This window comes from Nocardioides soli, from assembly GCF_014191495.1.
In the GTDB taxonomy this organism is placed as follows: Bacteria; Actinomycetota; Actinomycetes; order Propionibacteriales; family Nocardioidaceae; genus Nocardioides; species Nocardioides soli.
On sequence record NZ_JACHWR010000006.1, the window covers coordinates 1 to 18,142 of the forward strand.

The 18,142-nt window shown below is 71.8% G+C and carries 19 protein-coding genes; 18 read left to right on the forward strand and 1 reads right to left on the reverse strand.

Annotation, left to right across the window (positions count from 1 at the left end; all coding sequences use genetic code 11):
- A partial coding sequence (locus FHU40_RS25465; RefSeq protein WP_221200313.1) for an RsbRD N-terminal domain-containing protein occupies positions 1 to 442 on the reverse strand: 442 nt, incomplete at its 3' end.
- A 137-nt stretch (positions 443 to 579) separates the two neighbouring features.
- On the opposite strand from FHU40_RS25465, the gene FHU40_RS25470 reads away from it, so the two are divergent.
- The 18 genes from FHU40_RS25470 to pntB all read left to right on the forward strand — a co-directional run bounded on the left by FHU40_RS25470 (position 580) and on the right by pntB (position 18,073).
- Complete coding sequence (locus tag FHU40_RS25470) at positions 580 to 1,812, forward strand: M24 family metallopeptidase (RefSeq protein WP_183595324.1); 1,233 nt, start codon at positions 580 to 582, stop codon at positions 1,810 to 1,812.
- A 17-nt stretch (positions 1,813 to 1,829) separates the two neighbouring features.
- Positions 1,830 to 2,513, forward strand: a complete 684-nt coding sequence (locus FHU40_RS25475; protein ID WP_183595325.1) for an SRPBCC family protein — start codon at positions 1,830 to 1,832, stop codon at positions 2,511 to 2,513.
- Positions 2,510 to 3,406, forward strand: coding sequence for an FAD binding domain-containing protein (locus FHU40_RS29795; protein WP_183595326.1), 897 nt, complete (start codon positions 2,510 to 2,512; stop codon positions 3,404 to 3,406). The genes FHU40_RS25475 and FHU40_RS29795 overlap by 4 nt, the downstream gene beginning before the upstream one ends.
- Complete coding sequence (locus tag FHU40_RS25485) at positions 3,403 to 3,948, forward strand: (2Fe-2S)-binding protein (RefSeq protein ID WP_343058053.1); 546 nt, start codon at positions 3,403 to 3,405, stop codon at positions 3,946 to 3,948. The genes FHU40_RS29795 and FHU40_RS25485 overlap by 4 nt, the downstream gene beginning before the upstream one ends.
- Positions 3,941 to 6,346, forward strand: a complete 2,406-nt coding sequence (locus FHU40_RS25490; protein ID WP_183595327.1) for a xanthine dehydrogenase family protein molybdopterin-binding subunit — start codon at positions 3,941 to 3,943, stop codon at positions 6,344 to 6,346. The genes FHU40_RS25485 and FHU40_RS25490 overlap by 8 nt, the downstream gene beginning before the upstream one ends.
- Positions 6,343 to 7,509 (forward strand): ABC transporter substrate-binding protein, encoded by a 1,167-nt coding sequence (locus tag FHU40_RS25495; RefSeq protein ID WP_183595328.1) that lies wholly within the window; start codon positions 6,343 to 6,345, stop codon positions 7,507 to 7,509. Before FHU40_RS25490 ends, FHU40_RS25495 begins: the two co-directional genes overlap by 4 nt.
- A 24-nt stretch (positions 7,510 to 7,533) precedes the next feature.
- Positions 7,534 to 8,403 carry a branched-chain amino acid ABC transporter permease gene (locus tag FHU40_RS25500; protein ID WP_183595329.1) on the forward strand — a complete coding sequence of 290 codons (870 nt, stop codon included), beginning with the start codon at positions 7,534 to 7,536 and terminating at the stop codon, positions 8,401 to 8,403.
- A 3-nt stretch (positions 8,404 to 8,406) separates the two neighbouring features.
- Positions 8,407 to 9,423, forward strand: coding sequence for a branched-chain amino acid ABC transporter permease (locus FHU40_RS25505; protein WP_183595330.1), 1,017 nt, complete (start codon positions 8,407 to 8,409; stop codon positions 9,421 to 9,423).
- Entirely contained in the window at positions 9,420 to 10,241 is an 822-nt protein-coding gene (locus tag FHU40_RS25510; protein ID WP_183595331.1) for an ABC transporter ATP-binding protein, read from the forward strand. Before FHU40_RS25505 ends, FHU40_RS25510 begins: the two co-directional genes overlap by 4 nt.
- Complete coding sequence (locus tag FHU40_RS25515; protein ID WP_183595332.1) at positions 10,225 to 10,947, forward strand: ABC transporter ATP-binding protein; 723 nt, start codon at positions 10,225 to 10,227, stop codon at positions 10,945 to 10,947. Before FHU40_RS25510 ends, FHU40_RS25515 begins: the two co-directional genes overlap by 17 nt.
- Positions 10,944 to 11,981 (forward strand): LLM class flavin-dependent oxidoreductase, encoded by a 1,038-nt coding sequence (locus FHU40_RS25520; RefSeq protein ID WP_183595333.1) that lies wholly within the window; start codon positions 10,944 to 10,946, stop codon positions 11,979 to 11,981. The genes FHU40_RS25515 and FHU40_RS25520 overlap by 4 nt, the downstream gene beginning before the upstream one ends.
- Positions 11,982 to 12,006: 25 nt before the next feature.
- Positions 12,007 to 13,017, forward strand: coding sequence for an LLM class flavin-dependent oxidoreductase (locus FHU40_RS25525; RefSeq protein ID WP_281374874.1), 1,011 nt, complete (start codon positions 12,007 to 12,009; stop codon positions 13,015 to 13,017).
- A 23-nt stretch (positions 13,018 to 13,040) separates the two neighbouring features.
- On the forward strand, positions 13,041 to 13,442 hold the full coding sequence (locus tag FHU40_RS25530; protein ID WP_183595335.1) for a RidA family protein: 402 nt from the start codon (positions 13,041 to 13,043) through the stop codon (positions 13,440 to 13,442).
- A complete protein-coding gene (npdG, locus tag FHU40_RS25535; protein ID WP_183595336.1) occupies positions 13,435 to 14,106 on the forward strand; it encodes an NADPH-dependent F420 reductase in 672 nt (223 codons plus the stop codon). Before FHU40_RS25530 ends, npdG begins: the two co-directional genes overlap by 8 nt.
- A gap of 36 nt (positions 14,107 to 14,142) precedes the next feature.
- A complete protein-coding gene (gene cofC, locus FHU40_RS25540) occupies positions 14,143 to 14,811 on the forward strand; it encodes a 2-phospho-L-lactate guanylyltransferase (protein WP_183595337.1) in 669 nt (222 codons plus the stop codon).
- A gap of 49 nt (positions 14,812 to 14,860) precedes the next feature.
- A complete protein-coding gene (locus FHU40_RS25545) occupies positions 14,861 to 15,013 on the forward strand; it encodes a hypothetical protein (protein ID WP_183595338.1) in 153 nt (50 codons plus the stop codon).
- A 105-nt stretch (positions 15,014 to 15,118) separates the two neighbouring features.
- On the forward strand, positions 15,119 to 16,648 hold the full coding sequence (locus tag FHU40_RS25550) for a Re/Si-specific NAD(P)(+) transhydrogenase subunit alpha (protein WP_183595339.1): 1,530 nt from the start codon (positions 15,119 to 15,121) through the stop codon (positions 16,646 to 16,648).
- 3 nt (positions 16,649 to 16,651) lie between these two features.
- On the forward strand, positions 16,652 to 18,073 hold the full coding sequence (gene pntB, locus FHU40_RS25555; RefSeq protein ID WP_183595340.1) for a Re/Si-specific NAD(P)(+) transhydrogenase subunit beta: 1,422 nt from the start codon (positions 16,652 to 16,654) through the stop codon (positions 18,071 to 18,073).
- The last annotated feature ends 69 nt before the right edge of the window (positions 18,074 to 18,142 follow it).

The window sequence follows — 18,142 nt, forward strand, 5'->3', positions numbered from 1 at the left end:
CCTGCGCGTGCAGCTCGCTCGCGATCTGCCGGTACGACGTGGTGCTCGCCGTGATCATCGCGTCGATCGCGACACCGACCCGGCGGGCCGCCTCCTGGACCTCGCCGGCGGTCAGCGCACCCGTGCCCCCGAGCAGCCGGGTCAGCAGCACCCGCTCGGCGTTGTGCCACGAGCCGACGACGCTCTCGATCGGCACACCCTGGACGGCGCGCCGCTCGCTCAGCCGCCGGGCCGGCGCCAGCTCGGCGTCGTTCGGAGGGCGGCGGTCGATCACCGCCAGCAGGATGGACCGCATGCTGGCGGTGATCGCCTCCGACAGCTCGGTGCGGTCCAGCATGCTCACCTCGTAGCCCGGGAGCCGCTCCCACACCGCGGCGGTCAGGTGCTCCGCGATCTGCTCGTCGGTCGCCAGCAACTCCCGCGCACGTTGTGTGATGTCCACAGTTCTCCCATGAATTTCTCGCCAGGATCCACGTATCTCAACAAGATGCTAGTGGCCAAGATCATCCTCATGATTGTTCAGGCCACGACCGGCCGCCGCTCCGCCGGTGCCGGCTCCGGGGACCCGGTGGTCGACGGATGACCGCCCTGCCGCAGCACGCCTCGATCGCCGTCGACGCGCCGACGCCCACCCTCCCGACGCGTCCGGTCGTCGACCAGCAGGCGCTGGCCACCGCCCGCCGGGACCGGCTGCGTCGCGTCATCGACGAGATCGGCGTCCACGCGCTGGTGCTGCTGACCCCCGACGCGGTGCAGTACGCCACCGGCTACCGCTCCGTCGGCGCCGGCCTGTACGCGACCCACCGGATGGCCGCGATCCTGACCGCCGACGACTGCTGGCTGGTCTGCCCCGCGGGCGACGCGGGCGCCGCCGTCGACGCCGGCCTCCCCATCGAGCGCATCGTCCCCTTCGGGACCTTCTTCTTCGAGAGCGTCGACCGCTCCCCGCTGAGCGAGAACGTCGGGCGCCACCCCCACCTCGAGGCGGCGGTCCGGTACGTCGTCGGCGCCGTCGGGTCGGTCGGCTCCGGCGTCATGCGGTGGGGTGTCGACGGCCTGTCGACCAGCCACGAGTTCGGCGACCGGGTCAGCCTCGTCGACGCCACCGACGCGGTCGCGCGAGCGCGCCGGGAGAAGCTGCCCGCCGAGGTCGACCTGCTCCGGTACGCCGCGCTCCTGACCGAGGCCGCCATGGCCTCGGCGGTCGCGCACGCCGGCGCCGGCATGACCGAGAAGGAGATCGCCGACCACGTCGCGGGCGTCATGGTCGCCGGCGGGGGCGAGCCGCGGTTCGTGGTCTCCGGGACCGGGACCCGCTCGGCGCTCTCTGACAGCTTCGCCTCGGGGCGGACCTGGCAGCCCGGGGAGATCCTCCGCTTCGACGCCGGATGCGTCGTCGACGGCTACTGGTCCGACCTGGGCCGCACGGTCGTGCTCGACACGCCCTCGCAGGTCCAGCTCGTGCGGTACGAGGCGATCCTGGCCGGCCAGGAGGCGGCGTTCGAGCTGACGAGGAGCGGAGCGACCGGACGCTCCCTGTTCGAGGCCGCGGTGCGCACCGTCAACGCGCGCGGCCTGCCGTACCGCCGGCAGCACTGCGGCCACGGCATCGGGCTGTCGATCTACGAGCGGCCGAGCGTGTCACCCGCGGGTGACGCGCCGATCCCCGTCGGTAGCACGCTGTGCATCGAGACGCCGTACTACGAGCTCGGCTGGGGCGGGATGATGGTGGAGGACACCGTTCTGGTCACCGAATCCGGTTACGAGCGCCTCAACGAAACCGACCGGCGGCTCTGGGTCGCCGAGGCCTGAGACGGAACGGAGATCCGATGATCATCACCAACGACTTCGAGGTCGGGGCACCGCTCGACCGGGCCTGGCCGGTGCTGCTGGACATCCCGCGGGTCGCCCGCTGTCTCCCGGGCGCCCAGCTCGAGTCGAGCGACGGCGCCGTCCACCGCGGGCGGATGAGCGCCAAGATCGGACCGATCAGCGCGACGTACGCCGGCACCGCGACCGTCCTCGAGATCGACGACGACGCCCACGTCGTCGTGATGCGGCTGGAGGCTCGGGAGGCACGGGGTCAGGGGAACGCGAACGCCGTCCTCACGATGCGCCTGGCCGGCGGCGACGACTCCACCCGGATCTCCGTCGAGACCGACCTCAAGATGACCGGCGCGCACGCCCAGTTCGGGCGCGGCATCCTCCAGTCCGTCGCGGGCGCGATGATCACGAGGTTCGCCGCGAACCTGGAGGCCGAGATCAGCGGCGCCGGACCGGACGCCGCGCCGGCCGAGGACGCACCCGCGGCGCAGGCCACCCCGGCTCCCACGGCCGGCGGCGCTCCGCTCGACGTCGCGAGCCTGCTCCCCGCGCTCCCGATCCCGGCCCTCGGCCGGACGGCGGTCGTCGCCGTGGCCGGCCTGGCCGTCGGCCTCCTGCTCGGCCGCCGCAAGCGGTCCGGCGTCACCGTGCACCTGCACTTCCACCCGACGAGCGTGACGAAGCCGTGAAGCCCCCGCCGTTCGACTACACCGCGCCGCGCTCGCTGGGGGAGGCCCTCCGCGCGCTGGCCGACGCCGCCGGCGACGGCAAGGTGATCGCGGGCGGACAGAGCCTCGTGCCGCTGATGAACTTCCGCTTCGCCCGGCCGGGCCTGCTCGTCGACGTCAACCGGATCCCCGAGCTCACCGGCATCCGCCGCCGCGACGGCGAGCTGCGCATCGGCGCCACGACCCGGCAGGCGGACGCCGAGCAGTCCGGCATCATCGCCCGGGGCTGGCCCCTGCTCCGCCAGGCGCTCCCCCACGTCGCGCACCAGCAGATCCGCAACCGCGGCACCGTCGGCGGCTCCGTCGCCCACGCCGACCCGGCGGCCGAGATCTGCTCCGTGCTGCTGGCGTACGGCGGACGGGTCGAGGTCGCCTCGGTGCGCGGCGTGCGCGAGATCGACGCCTCGGACCTCTTCGTCGGGCAGTTCGTGACGACGATCGAGGCCGACGAGATCCTGACCGCCGTCGTCGTGCCCCCGCCGCCGGCCGGCACCGGGACGGCGTTCCACGAAGTCGCCCGCCGGCACGGCGACTTCGCCCTCGCCGGCGCCGCCGCCGCCGTCACCACCGACGACCGGGGGCGGTGCGAGCGCGCCTCGCTGTGCCTGCTCGGAGCGGCCCCGACCCCGATCCGCCGCGCGGCCGCCGAAGCGCACCTCGTGGGCAACGAGCTCACCGACGCGGTGCTGGCCGAGGCGGTCGCGCTCGCCACCGCCGACATCGAGCCGCCCTCCGACGTGCACGGCAGCTCGGCGTACCGCACGAGAGCGGCCCGGGAGATGGCCGCCCGGGCCCTGACCGAGGCGTTCGCGCGGTCCGCCCGCGACCGGGGCCAGAGGAAGGAGGCGTCGTGAGAGTCGAGATCAACCTCAACGGGAAGCCCTTCGCCGCCGACGTCGAGCCGCGCATGCTGCTCTCGGACTTCATCCGCCACGAGGCGTGCCTGACCGGCACCCACGTCGGCTGCGAACAGGGTGGCTGCGGCGCCTGCACCATCCAGGTCGACGGTCGCGCGGTCCGTTCCTGCCTGCTCTTCGCGATCCAGGTCGACGGCTCGACCGTGCGGACCGTCGAGGCGCTGAGCGACGAGCGCGACGGCGCACTGCACCCGCTGCAGGAGGCGTTCCGGGAGTGCCACGGCCTGCAGTGCGGCTTCTGCACCCCGGGATTCCTGATGAGCCTGGAGCCCGCGCTGGCGAGCGGCCCGCTCGACGACGAGCAGGCGATCCGCGACGCCATCAGCGGCAACATCTGCCGGTGCACCGGCTACGCGGGCATCGTCGACGCCGTCCGGCACGCCTCGAACACGATCTGGAACGACCCCGACATCGGCACGGTCGACGACCTCGGGTCGCTGGGCGAGGACGCGCCTCGGTCGGGAGCCGGCGATGAGTGAGATGATCCCCCGCCTGGTCGGCCAGCGCGTCAAGCGGGTCGAGGACCCCCGGCTGCTCACGGGTCGCGGCGAGTACGTCGACGACGTCCACCTGCCGCGGATGCTCCACGTCGCACTCCTGCGCAGCTCGGTCGCCCACGCGCGGATCGTCGGCATCGACACCGCGGCGGCCGCCGAGCTGCCCGGCGTGCATCTGGTGGTGACGGCCGACGACCTGCGCGACCGGGTGCAGCCGATCGTCTGCGACATCCTGCCGCCGGGCGCCTGGCAGACGAGCGCGTACCCGATCCTCGCCGACGGCAAGGTCCGGTTCGTCGGCGAGCCCGTCGTCGCCGTGGTCGCGGACAGCCGCTACGTCGCGGAGGACGCGCTCGAGGCGATCGGGGTCTCCTACGAGGAGCTCCCTCCGGTGATGACCGTGACGGCCGCGGAGGCGGGTCCCGAGACCCAGGTGCACGAGGCCTGGGACGAGGCGTGGTTCACCCACAAGCAGCTCCGCGTCGGCGACATCGACCGGGTCTTCGCGGAGGCGGCCGGGGTGACCCGCCGCTCGGTCGAGGTCGGTCGCCACACCGGCATGCCGCTCGAGACCCGGGCGATCATCGCCGACTACAACCCGTCGAGCAACGCGCTCACCGTGCACATGACGACCCAGATGCCGCACATCATGCGCACCGGCCTGGCCGACCACCTCGGCATGCCGGAGCACCAGATCCGCGTCATCTCCAAGGACGTCGGCGGCGGGTTCGGGGTCAAGGCCGAGCTCTACCCCGAGGACATCCTCGTGTCCCACCTGGCCACCCGGCTCGGGCGCCCGGTCAGCTGGGTCGAGGACCGACGCGAGCACCTGCTCGGCACGATCCACGCCCGCGAGCACTTCTACGAGCTCGAGGCCGCGTGGGACGAGAGCGGCCGCATCCTCGCCGTCCGCGCGGAGATCCGGGTCGACGGCGGCGCGTACTCCGTCTACCCCTACAGCGCCTCCATGGAGCCCGGGATGGCGATGGGCGTGCTGACCGGCATGTACGACGTACCGGTCTACCACGCCGACTCCTGGGCGATCGCCACCAACAAGACCCCCCTCGGTCCGTACCGGGGCGTGGCCCGGCCCTCCGCGTGCTTCGCCATGGAGCGGCTCATGGACGCGGTCGCCCACGACACCGGCATCGACCCGCTCGAGCTGCGCCGGCGCAACCTCGTCCGGGCCGACCAGATGCCGCACACCACGCCGTCGGGCCTCGAGTACGACAGCGGCGACTTCGAGGCCACCTTCCGCAAGGCCGCCGAGATCCTCGACTACGACGCCACGCGCGAGCAGCAGGAGGAGCTGCGCGGCGAGGGGCGCTACCTGGGCATCGGGGTCGGGAGCTACGTCGAGCAGACGGCGCACGGCGCGGCCGAGTTCGTGAAGCGCGGCCTGCCGGTCATCTTCGGCTACGACACGAGCCGGATCCGCATCGACGCCTCCGGGAACGTCCTGGTGCACCCGACCTCGCACTCCCACGGGCAGGGTCACGAGACGACGATCGCCCAGGTCGTCGCCGACGCGCTCGGCATCGAGATCGAGCGGATCCGGGTCGTGTACGGCGACACCCAGGACGTGGCGTACGGCAGCGGCACGCTCGGGAGCCGGAGCATGGTCATGGCCGGCGGCGCCGCCCACCTCGCCGCGGTCGAGCTCCGCGACCGACTGGTCCGGATCGCCGCGCACAACCTGGAGGTCGACCCCGGTGACCTCGAGGTCGCCGACGGCGAGGTCCGGGTCAAGGGGTCGCCCGCGACCGCGGTCGCCATCACCGAGATCGCGCGGTGGGCGCACCACCGGCCCGAGCGGATCCCGAGCGACCTGGAGCCCACCCTCGAGGTGACCTCCAGCTACGGAGCGCCGCCGGGGACCGGTGCGTTCTCCCACGCGGTGCACATGGCGCTGGTCGAGGTCGACCCGGCACTCGGGACCGTCCAGGTGCTGCGCTACGTCGTCGCCGAGGACTGCGGCCGGATCGTGAACCCGATGATCGTCGACGGCCAGGTCACCGGCGGCGTCGCGCAGGGTCTCGGTGGCGCGCTCCTCGAGGAGATCGTGCACGACGCGGAGGGGCAGCCGCTGACCACGTCGCTGCTCGACTACCTCTGGCCGACCGCGCACGACGTCCCCTTCGTCGAGATCGGCCATCTCGAAAGCCTCTCGCCCTTCACCATCGGCGGCATCAAGGGCATGGGAGAAGGCGGCGCCATCGCACCGGGTGCGGTGATCGCCGGCGCAGTTGAGGACGCCATGCGTCCACTCGGGGGCGGATTCGTCCGCAAGGTCCCGCTCACCCCGGAGCGGGTGCTCAACCTACTGAACGTCGACCCGACCGGGCGCGTTCCGGAATCCCATGAGGAGAACCAGAAATGAAGCTCAACCGCACTCTGTGTCTCACGGCCGTCGCCACGCTGGCGAGCGCGATGACGCTGGCCGGCTGCAGCGACGCCGGCGGTTCCGGTGACAGCGACACGTACAAGATCGGGATGCTGGCGGCCCTGTCCGGACCGTCGGCCCAGGCCGGACAGCACCAGCGCGACGGCGCCCAGGCCGCGGTCGACGCCATCAACGCCGCCGGCGGCGTCAACGGCCGCGACCTCAAGCTCGTGGTCCGCGACGACGCGGGCAACCCGAACACCGCGGTGAGCGGGTTCAACGACCTGATCCGCGACCAGAGCGTGATCGGCATGTTCGGCTCCACCTTCGGCGCCGCGACCCTCGCCATCAAGCCGCTGCTGGCGCGCAACAAGATCGCCGTGCTGGCCCCCAACACCACGCACGAGGTCACCAACCCGGTCGACGAGTGGCTCTTCCGGGGCATCATCTCCGCGCAGACCGAGGTCGAGGCCGTGGTCGACCTGCTCCAGCAGGCGGGTCTCACGAAGGTCGCGATCCTCCACTCGACCGACGCCTACGGCGCCCAGGGAGGCAAGCTCCTCAGCGAGAGCGACCTCGACGTCGTCGCCGTCGAGGAGATGGAGGCCGACGCCACCGACGTCACCACGCAGCTGACCCGGATCAAGGCCAAGCAGCCCGACGCGCTCCTCGTCTGGTCCATCACCCCGGGTGCGGGCCTGGTGCTCAAGAACGCCGGGCAGGTCGGGCTCAACATCCCCATGCTCAGCGGCGTCGTGGGCCCGACCGCCGGCAACCTGACCGCGGCCGGCAAGTCCTCGGTGCTCGAGCACTGGCTCAACGTCGGCCTCATCGACCCCGCGAACCCGCTGCCGCGCCAGGAGGACGCGATCGCGACGCTCAAGAAGGCCCACAGCGACTACGAGCCCGACGTCTATTCCGTGACCGGGTACGCCGGCATCGACCTGATCGCCCAGGCCCTCGAGGACGCCGGCGACGACGCCGACCGCGAGTCGCTGCGCGACTCCCTGGAGAGCCTGCAGGACGTCGACACGGTCGCCGGCACGTTCAGCTACTCCGCGGACAACCACGACGGCGTCGGCATCGACAGCGTCGTCTGGCTCGCCGTCGAGGACGGCACCTACCGCCGCGTCGACGACCCGATCTCGGTCCTCGACTGATCCGACGATTCGGAGACCACCACCATGGACCAAGCCATCCAGTTCACGCTGGCCGGCCTCACGACCGGCAGCATCTACGCCCTGATCGCCCTGGGCTTCACGCTGACCTACAACTCCAGCGGAGTCGTGAACTTCGCGCAGGGAGAGTTCGTCATGCTGGGCGGGTTCCTCGCCGTCGCGCTCTACCTCACGGGCCTGCCGCTCGGCCTCGCCGCCGTCGGTGCGGTGATCGGGTCGGCCCTGATCGCCGGGATCGTGCACCTGCTGACGCTCTCCCGGGTCCCGAAACTCGACACCTTCGGACTCCTGATGGTCACCGTCGGCATCGCGATCGTGCTGCGCACCCTCATGCTCCTGGTCTGGGGCAGCGAGGAGCGCTCGCTGCCCGCCTTCACCGACGGTGAGTCCATCCACGTCCTGGGCGGCACCATGCCGCCGCAGGCGCTCTGGGTGATCGGGACGGCGCTCGTCGCGATGCCGCTGCTGTACGTCTTCTTCACCCGGACACGCATCGGCGACGCGATGATGGCGGCCTCCGACAACCGCACGGGCGCCAAGATCGTGGGCATCCGCACCAACCGGGTCGCGCTGTTCGCGTTCATGCTCGGTGCCGGGCTCGCCGCCCTCGGCGGCGTGCTCATCGCGCCGATCACCACGATCAGCTTCGCGCTCGGTCTGGAGTTCTCGGTCAAGGGCTTCACGGCGGCGGTCCTCGGCGGCTTCGGCAGCCCGGTGGGCGCCGTCGTCGGAGGGCTCTCCCTCGGCCTCATCGAGAAGTTCGGCGCGGGCTACATCTCCACGGGCTACCAGGACCTCTTCGCGCTCGCGACCCTGCTCGTGATCCTGATCATCCTTCCCCGCGGGATCGTCGGATCCCGCGCCCTGGAGGCCTGAGACATGCTGCGCAAAGCCAGCGTCGGTCTCGTCGTCGCAGTCGCACTGGTCGCGCCGTTGGTGGTGGACCTGTTCTGGCTGAACCTGCTGACCCTCGCACTGATCTACATGCCGATGGTGATCGGCCTCAACGTCCTGTTCGGCAAGGCGAACCTGGTCTCCTTCGGCCAGGGCGGATTCTTCGCGATCGGCGCCTACGTCTCAGCCCTGCTCACGCTCCAGCGCGGCTGGAACGTGTGGCTGGCGATGCTGGTGGGCTGCGTGGCCGCGGTCGTGATCGGCTACGTCATCGCCCGTCCGGTGCTCCGGCTCAAGGGGCTCTCGCTCGCCATGGCCACGCTCGCGTTCGGCCAGATGGTCTTCATCCTGGTCCAGCAGCTCGACGTCACGGGCGGCCCGGTCGGACTCTCGGGGATCCCCGCTCCGTCCGCGCCGGGCATCGACTTCCTCGAGCCGCGGAACTTCTACTGGCTGGCCCTCGCCGTGGCCGTGCTCGCCTTCGTGATCGCGAGCAACCTCGCGAGGTCGCGGTACGGGCGGATGTTCCACGCGCTGGCCGACAGCGAGGTGGCGTCCCGCTCCGTGGGCGTCCGCGTCGACCGGGTCAAGACGCTGGCCTTCTGCTTCGCCGCGGGACTGGCGGGCGTGGCCGGCGCGATGTACGCGCACTACTTCTCCTTCATCAGCTCCGACACGTTCAACCTCGAGCTGTCCCTGCTCGTGGTGATCATGGTCGTCGTCGGCGGCATGAAGGACCTCTGGGGCGCCGTGGTCGGCACCATCGCCATCTTCGTGATGCGTGAGTACCTGCGCTCCTACCAGGAGTACTCCGAGCTCGTCTACGGGCTGCTCCTGATCCTCGTCTTCATGTTCGCCCGGGGCGGCATCACCGGCACCGCCAAGGCGGTGTTCCGGCGCCTGAGAGGTGGCACCGACAGCGGGGGTGGGCCCGGCGCGGGCGACGGCGCCGCCGCGCCGGTCGCCGCCGGACCGCTCCCGAAGCAGGAGGTCGGCCGATGACCACCACCACGACGGCGGCGGTGGAGCTGCGCGGGGTCACCATGCAGTTCGGTGGGCTCCGCGCCCTCTCCGACGTCTCCCTGCGCCTGGACCACGGCGTGGTCACGTCGCTCATCGGGCCGAACGGAGCCGGCAAGACCACGGCGATCAACGTGATCTCGGGCGTGCTGCGCCCGACGTCCGGCAGCGTGCTCGTCAACGGCGAGACCATCACGAACCAGGCCGCGGAGCGCCGCACCGACATCGCCCGCACCTTCCAGATCTCGCAGGTCTTCAAGAGCCTGACCGTCCTCGAGAACGTCGTCGTCGCGCTCCAGGCCGACAGCGGCTACGGGTTCGGACGCGCGCTCCTCGGCGGTCCGGGCGTCCGGCACGCCGAGAAGGCGGTCCGGCGCGAGGCCCTCGAGCTGCTCGACCGGGTCGGCATCGGACACCTCGCCGACCGGGAGGCGAGCACCCTGCCACTCGGTCAGGAGCGTCTCCTCGAGGTCGCCCGCGCCCTCGCGATGCGACCCAAGGTCATCCTCCTCGACGAGGTCGCCTCCGGACTCACCGCCGGGGACCGGCACGAGCTCGCCGGGCTGGTGCGCTCGCTCGGCGCGGACGGGTACGCCGTCCTCGTGGTCGAGCACAACATGCGGTTCGTCCAGGACACGTCCGAGGCGCTCGTGGTGCTCAACTTCGGCGAGCTCCTCTACACCGGGACCGTCGCCGAAGGGCTTCGCGACCAGGGGGTCATGGACGCCTACCTCGGCCACGCCACCACGACCGATGCCGGTCCCGACGAAGAGGTGAAGAGCGATGCTGCGCTGTCATGACGTGTCGGTCGCCTACGACGGACTGAAGGCGATCGAGAACGTCTCCATCGAGGTCCCGGCCCACCAGACCGTCGGGATCGTGGGCCCCAACGGGGCCGGCAAGACCAGCCTCCTGCACGGCGTCTGCGGGATCGTCCCCCTGGCCGGCGGCACCGTCGTCTTCGACGAGGAGGACGTCACGGGCCGGCCGACGCCGGACCTGGTCCGCCGGGGGATCTCGCTGGTGCCGGCGGCCCGGGAGCTCTTCCCCAACCTCAGTGTGCACAAGAACCTCCGCCTGGGGGCGCACACGCACCTGTCCTCGCGGCAGGGTCGGACGCAGGCGGCCGCCGACCTCGAGCGGGTCCTGGAGATGTTCCCGATCCTGCGCGAGCGCGGCAACCAGGCGGCCGGATCGCTGTCCGGCGGGCAGCAGCAGATGGTCGCCATCGGCCGCGCGCTGATGGCCCGGCCCCGCCTGCTCGTGCTCGACGAGCCCTCCCTCGGCCTGGCCCCGCTGGTCCTCGGTGAGATCTTCGACGCCCTGCACAACCTGGTCGCGTCGTCCGACGTCTCGGTGCTCCTCGTGGAGCAGAACGCGGAGCTGACGACGGCGTTCGTCGACTACGTGTACGTCCTGGACTCCGGTCGGGTCGTCAACGGCGGCCCCGCGAGCGAGATGACCAGGGACGACATCGCGCGCGCCTACATGGGGGCCGAGGCGTGACGGCAGCCGCGTCGGGGCGACCACAGGTCGGGGTGCTGATCATCCCGGACCTGCCGGTCAGCGACCTCGTCGAGCGGGCCGCGCACGTCGAGCGGTCCGGGCTCGACTCGGTCTGGGTGGCGGACGAGAAGTTCTACCGCGACCCGTTCGTCACCCTGACGGCCGTCGCGGCCCGGACCGAGCGGATCGGGATCGCCACCTGCGTGACCGAGCCCTACGCCCGGCACCCCGCCCTGATCGCGATGGCGATGGGCACCCTGCACGAGCAGGCGCCCGGACGGGTGACCATCGGCATGGGCGCCGGAGGCTCCGGGTTCCCCCCGATGGGGGTCACCCGGCGCGCCCCGGTCGCCGCGCTGACCGAGGCCGTCGCGATCATCCGCGGGCTGCTGAGCGGCGAGGAGGTGAACGTCGAGGGCAAGGTCCTGAGCTTCACGGCCGGACGGCTCAACTTCCCGGCGGTCCCGCTGCCGATCTTCCTGGCCGGCCGAGGGGAGAAGGTGCTCCAGGCGGCCGGGCGGGTCGCCGACGGGGTGATCACCGCGCCGTTCGCCTCGAGCCTCACCCTGGGCGGCGCCGCCGCCGCGGTCGCGGCCGGGGTCGAGGCCCGCACCGACGGCGTTCGCCCGCCGATCGTGGCGCGCGTCGACGTCGCGATCTCCCACGACCCGGTGGTCGCCCGCGACGCCGTCAGGTACATGGTCGCGATGCCGATCTGGTCGAGCTACCCGAACCTCGACTACCTCGAGCCGACCGGCGTCGAACTGCCGGCCGAGGTCGTGGAGCTCGTCGCCACCCGGCGCTACGAGGCCATCGGGTGGGCCGCGCCGCACATCCCCGACGGCCTGGTCGACCACTTCGCCGTCGCCGGCACCTTCGACGAGGTCGTCGCCCGGCTCCGGGACATCGGCGAGGTCGCCGACCAGATCCTGGTCAACCCGGTGCCGACCACCGACCACGACGTCGACCAGACGATCGCCGCGATCGCCCGTGCCCGGGACGCGGCCTTCCCCGTCCCAGCACACCCCGCCTGAGTCCGGAACAACCCCAGGAGCAACGATGAGGTTTGGCGTAGGCCTGCCCACAGCCACCGCAGGAATGATGTACCCGACCCCGTTCGCCAGCGCTGCCGACGTGGTCGACATCGCCGTCGAGGCCGAGCAGCTCGGCTACTTCGAGGTCGCCGGCAACGACCACATCACCACCCAGCAGTACGTCCGGGAGTCCTACCCGGTCCCGCCGGACTTCTTCGAGCCGCTGGTGACCTACGGCTACATCGCCGCGCGGACGTCGACGCTCCGCCTGATGACCGGCATCCTGGTGATGCCGATGCGGCAGCCGGTGCTCCTCGCCAAGCAGCTCGCGACCCTCGACCAGCTCTCCGGCGGCCGGGTCATGGTCGGCGCCGGCAGCGGTGCCTACCGCGAGGAGTTCGTCGCGTCCCAGCCGCACCTGGCGCACGCGCACCGGGGGCGGCTGCTCAACGAGTCGATCGAGGCCGTCCAGCTGCTCTTCCGCGAGCGGCGCGCGAGCTACGCCGGTGAGTACGTCTCGTTCGACGACATCGAGATGTACCCGAAGCCGGTCCAGGACGTGCTCCCGATCTACCCCGCCGGGAACGCCGACGCGTCCATCCGCCGGGCCGCCCGCTACGGCCAGGGCTGGCTGCCCGCCGGGCTGAGCCCCGCCGCCGTCGGAGCGGGCAGGGAGAAGCTGCGGGCGTACGCCGCGGAGGAGGGCCGGGCAGACCAGGAGTTCGCCATCGCCCCGCAGGTCATGGTCTGCATCGCCGACACGACCGAGGAGGCCGAGGACACCTACCGCCGCTCCCAGCTCTTCCACCACCTGGTCACCCTCCAGCAGTCGACGCTCAAGGGCGTGAGCGTCGACACCTACGTGACCAACAACTGCATCGGCAACCCGGACGACGTGATCGCGAAGGTCAAGGAGTTCGAGGAGGCGGGGGCGACCCACCTCGCCGGCATCTACTTCGCCGCCGACAACGTGGAGCAGCTGCGCGCCCAGATGCGCCGCTTCGCCACCGAGGTCATGCCGGCCTTCACCGACTGAGAACGAAAGGCACCACCACCGCGATGAGCACGATCACCCCCGTCGTCAGCGACGCCGCCCCCGAGGCCGTGGGACCGTACGTCCACGCCGTCCGGCACGGCGACGTCCTCTACTGCTCCGGGTCCCTGCCCCTCGACCCGGCGTCCGGCGTCCTCGACGACGCCGACCTCGCCGCGGAGACCCGGCGGTCGCTCGCGAACCTCCAGGCCGTCTGTGCGAGCGCGGGCACCTCGCTGGAGCACGCGCTGCGGATGACGATCTACACGACCCGGCTCGACGGGTTCGCCGAGATCAACGACGCCTACGCGGCCGGGTTCCCGGGCCACGTCCCGGCCCGGACCACCGTCGGCGTCGCCGCGCTCCCGAAGGGCGCCCGCGTCGAGATCGACGCGATCGTCGCGATCCCGGGCTCCTCGGATGAGTGAGTCGATCGCCGTCCTCGGAGGCACCGGAGCGCTCGGGTTCGGCATCGCCCTCCGCCTCGCGGCCGCGGGCCATGCGGTCGTCATCGGGTCCCGGGACGCTGGCCGGGCCGAGGGCGCGGCGGACCGGCTGCGCGCCCTCCTGCCCGAGGCCGACGTCCGAGGCTGCGCCAACGGCGACGCGGCCCGCGCGGCCGACCGGCTGGTGATCCTCTCGGTGCCGCTGACGAGCCAGGTCAGCACGATCAAGGCCGTGGCCGAGGACCTGGAGGCGGGGAAGATCCTCCTCGACGCCACCGTCCCCCTGGCGCCGGCCGTCGGCGGGCGGCCGACCCAGCTGGTCGGCCTGTGGAGCGGGTCGGCGGGGGAGCAGGCCGCCGCGGCGGTGCCGCCCGGCGTAGGGGTCGTCTCCGGGCTCCACACGCTGAGCGCGGCGTCGCTGGAGGCGCTCGACCAGGACCTGGATCAGGACACGCTGATCTGCGGAGACTCCAAGGACGACAAGCAGGTCGTTCGCGTCCTGATCGGGTCGGTCACGGGGCTCCGGGTGGTGGACGCCGGACGCCTCGAGATGAGCCGGCTGGTGGAGAGCCTCACGCCCCTGCTGATCGGCATCAACATCAGGAACAAGACCCATGCAGGTATCCGCATCGTCGGCCTTCCCTGACCCGCTCCGGCGGCGTCCACTCACCCGGAGGGCCGGGTGAGCTCCTCGTCGCCGGGCCGGGGGGAGTTCCAGGTGCTCCTGCCCGTCAAGAGCCTCGACACCGCGAAGTCCCGCCTCGAGCTCACCGACGCGGGACGACGAAGCCTGGCACTGGCGTTCCTGCTCGACACCCTGCGAGCCGCCGCCGAGTGCCGGTTGGTCGGTGACCTGGTGGTCGTCACCCGCGACCAGCAGGTCACCGACGTGGTCCGGGAGGGCGGTGCCAGCGTCGTGGTCCCGGGCGACGCGAGAGGCCTCAACGGCGAGCTCGCGCAGGTGCTGGCCGAGCGCCTGCCCGGCGGGCGACCCACCACGATCCTGATGCCGGACCTGCCGTCCGTGACCGCTCACGAGCTCGAGGAGGCGTTGACCCTCGGACGTCGGGAGCACCGGCCCACCTACGTCGAGGATCTCAGTGATGGCGGCACCACGATGCTCACCAGCCGGCGGGGGGACCTGGTGCCCGCCTTCGGCGCGCGCTCCGCGGCGCGCCACCGGTCGGCCGGGGCCCGCCCCGTCGGAGGCGAGCTCGTCGGCGCCCGGTGCGACGTCGACGACCTCGAGTCCCTCCGGATGGCCGTCTACATCGGCGTCGGCCCGCACACGAGGCAGGCGCTCGAGCGCCTGCCGGGCCTGTCGGCGCTCGGCGAGATGGCGCACCCGTGATTTCGAGACGGGTCCCGGCGCGCCCCCGACAACCGCCAGACTCCTCGGCATGGCGGCGCTCACCGCGGCGGAGGCCGACCCCGAGAGCGCGGCGCAGCGTGCGCTGACGTCGGTGACCGCGGAGCGTGCCCGGCCGCTCGGGCGCGGGCGCACCACCTACGATCAGGTGGCCCGCTCGGCGGCGACAGACCCGAACCTCTGACGCCGGCCCGCTTCAGCACCTCGGAGCCGGCCGGCGCAGCGTTGCATGTCCACACCCAGGAAGCAGTCCAGGAAGAAGCCCAGGAAGCAGTAAGGAGAGCATTCGGTGCTCATCGGCATTCCCCGTGAGTCAAGACCGGGCGAGACACTCGTCGCGGCGACCGCGAAGACGACGGCCCAGCTCGTCGAGCTCGGCTACGACGTCATCATCGAGTCCGGCGCGGGTGCGTCCGCGGACCAACCCGACCAGGCGTTCGTCGAGGCCGGGGCCCGGATCGGGTCGCCGGAGGAGGTCTGGGCGGCCGACGTCGTCGCCAAGGTCAACGCTCCCACCGACGGCGAGATCGCCCGGCTGCGCCGGGGCGCGACGGTCATCTCGATGATGGCGCCCGCGCGCAGCCCCGAGCTGCTGGCCGCGCTGCAGACGGCCGGCGTGACCGCCCTGGCGATGGACGCCGTGCCCCGGATCTCGCGGGCCCAGTCCATGGACGTGCTCTCGTCGATGGCGAACGTCGCGGGCTACCGCGCGGTGGTCGAGGCCGCACACGAGTTCGGCCGGATGTTCACCGGCCAGGTCACCGCGGCCGGCAAGATCCCGCCGGCCCGGGTGTTCGTGGTGGGCGCCGGCGTGGCCGGTCTCGCCGCCATCGGCGCGGCCTCGGCGATGGGCGCGGTCGTGCGCGCCTTCGACGTCCGCCCGGAGGTCGCCGAGCAGGTCGAGTCGATGGGCGCCCAGTTCGTCAAGGTCGACTTCGAGAGCGAGGTCAGCTCCGACGGCTACGCCAAGGAGATGACCGCCGAGCAGGAGGCCGCCACCGCGGAGATGTACGACGCGGAGGCTCGCGCCGCCGACATCGTGATCACCACCGCGCTGATCCCGGGCCGACCGGCGCCGAAGCTGCTCAGCGCCGAGACGATCGCCGGGATGCGGAACGGGTCGGTGATCGTCGACATGGCGGCCGCCAACGGCGGCAACGCGGAGGGGACGCAGCCCGGGGATCGGATCGTGACCTCGGGTGGCGTCACGATCCTCGGCTACACCGACCTGGCGGGCCGGCTGCCCGCGCAGACCTCGCAGCTCTACGGCACCAACATCGTCAACCTGCTCAAGCTGCTGACGCCGGCCAAGGACGGCGCGCTCGCGCTCGACCTCGACGACGTCGTGCAGCGGGGTGTCACGGTGGTGCGCGACGGCGAGTCGATGTGGCCGCCGCCGCCCGTCCAGGTCTCGGCCGCGCCCGCCGCGCCGGCCGCCGCACCGGTGGCGGCCGCGAAGCAGCGGACCCCGATGACCACGAGCAAGGCGCTGACCATCGTCGGTGGGCTGGCCGCGGTGCTGTTCGTCCTCGTCGGCCTGGCGCCGGCCCAGCTCCAGCTGAACCTCACCGTCTTCGCGCTCGCGATCGTGATCGGCTACTACGTGATCGGGCACGTGCACCACGCGCTGCACACCCCGCTGATGTCGGTCACCAACGCGATCTCCGGGATCATCGTGGTCGGCGCCCTCCTGCAGATCGGCAGGGGTGACACGGCCGTGACCGTCATCTCGTTCGTCGCGATCCTTCTCGCCAGCATCAACGTCTTCGGCGGCTTCGCCGTCACCCGTCGCATGCTCGGCATGTTCTCCAGGAGCTGACCCGTGGACATCTACTCTGCCTCGGTGGCGGCCTACCTGGTCGCCGCCCTCCTCTTCGTGCTGGCCCTTGCGGGCCTGTCGCGGCACGAGTCGGCCAAGCTCGGCAACTACTTCGGGATCCTGGGCATGGCCATCGCGCTGGTGGCCACGGTCGCCCTGGCCATCGACACCGACATCGAGTCGGTCGGACTCGTCCTGCTCCTCGTGGCGGTCGCCCTGGGCGCGGTCATCGGCCTCCAGCTCGCCCGCACGGTCGAGATGACCGGCATGCCGGAGCTGATCGCGCTCCTGCACAGCTTCGTCGGCCTCGCCGCGGTGCTGGTCGGCTGGAACGGCTACCTGCACATCGAGCACCACCCGGACGGCGTCGACGCCGTCGTGCTGGAGGCGGCCGGCCTGCTCGGCATCCACAGCGCCGAGGTCTTCATCGGCATCTTCATCGGCGGCGTGACCTTCACCGGCTCGATCGTCGCCAACCTCAAGCTGTCGGCGCGGATGAAGTCCGCCCCGCTCATGCTCCCGGGCAAGAACCTCATCAACATCGGGTGCCTGGTGCTCTTCCTGGCCCTCACCGTGTGGTTCGTCGTCGACCCGCAGCTGTGGCTGCTGGTGGTCGTCACGATCCTCGCGCTCGCCCTCGGCTGGCACCTGGTCGCCTCGATCGGCGGCGGCGACATGCCGGTCGTCGTCTCGATGCTGAACAGCTACTCCGGCTGGGCGGCCGCGGCATCCGGCTTCCTGCTCAACAACAACCTGCTCATCATCGTGGGCGCGCTCGTCGGCTCCTCGGGTGCCTACCTGTCCTACATCATGTGCGCGGCGATGAACCGCTCCTTCATCTCCGTGATCGCCGGTGGCTTCGGCCTCGAGGCGGGCCCGGGCGACGCCAAGGACTACGGCGAGCACCGGGAGATCCAGGCCGCGGGCGTCGCGGAGCTGCTCGAGCGCGCGTCGTCGGTCGTGATCACGCCGGGCTACGGCATGGCGGTCGCCCAGGCCCAGTACCCGGTCGCCGACCTGACCGCGAAGCTGCGGGCCAAGGGGGTCGACGTCCGGTTCGGCATCCACCCGGTCGCGGGCCGGCTGCCCGGGCACATGAACGTGCTCCTGGCGGAGGCCAAGGTGCCCTACGACATCGTGCTCGAGATGGACGAGATCAACGGCGACTTCGGCGACACCGACGTCGTGCTCGTGATCGGCGCGAACGACACCGTCAACCCGTCGGCCGCCGAGGACCCGGCCTCGCCGATCGCCGGCATGCCCGTCCTCGAGGTGTGGAACGCGCACGACGTGGTCGTCTTCAAGCGGTCGATGGCGGCGGGGTACGCCGGCGTGCAGAACCCGCTGTTCTTCCGCGACAACAGCCAGATGCTCTTCGGCGACGCCAAGGACCGGGTCGAGGACATCGTGCGGGCGCTCGGCTGACGCCGACGTCCGGTGGAGCCCGGAGTGGCCCCGACCGATGAATCGGGGCCGCCGCCGCGGTCGACCCTC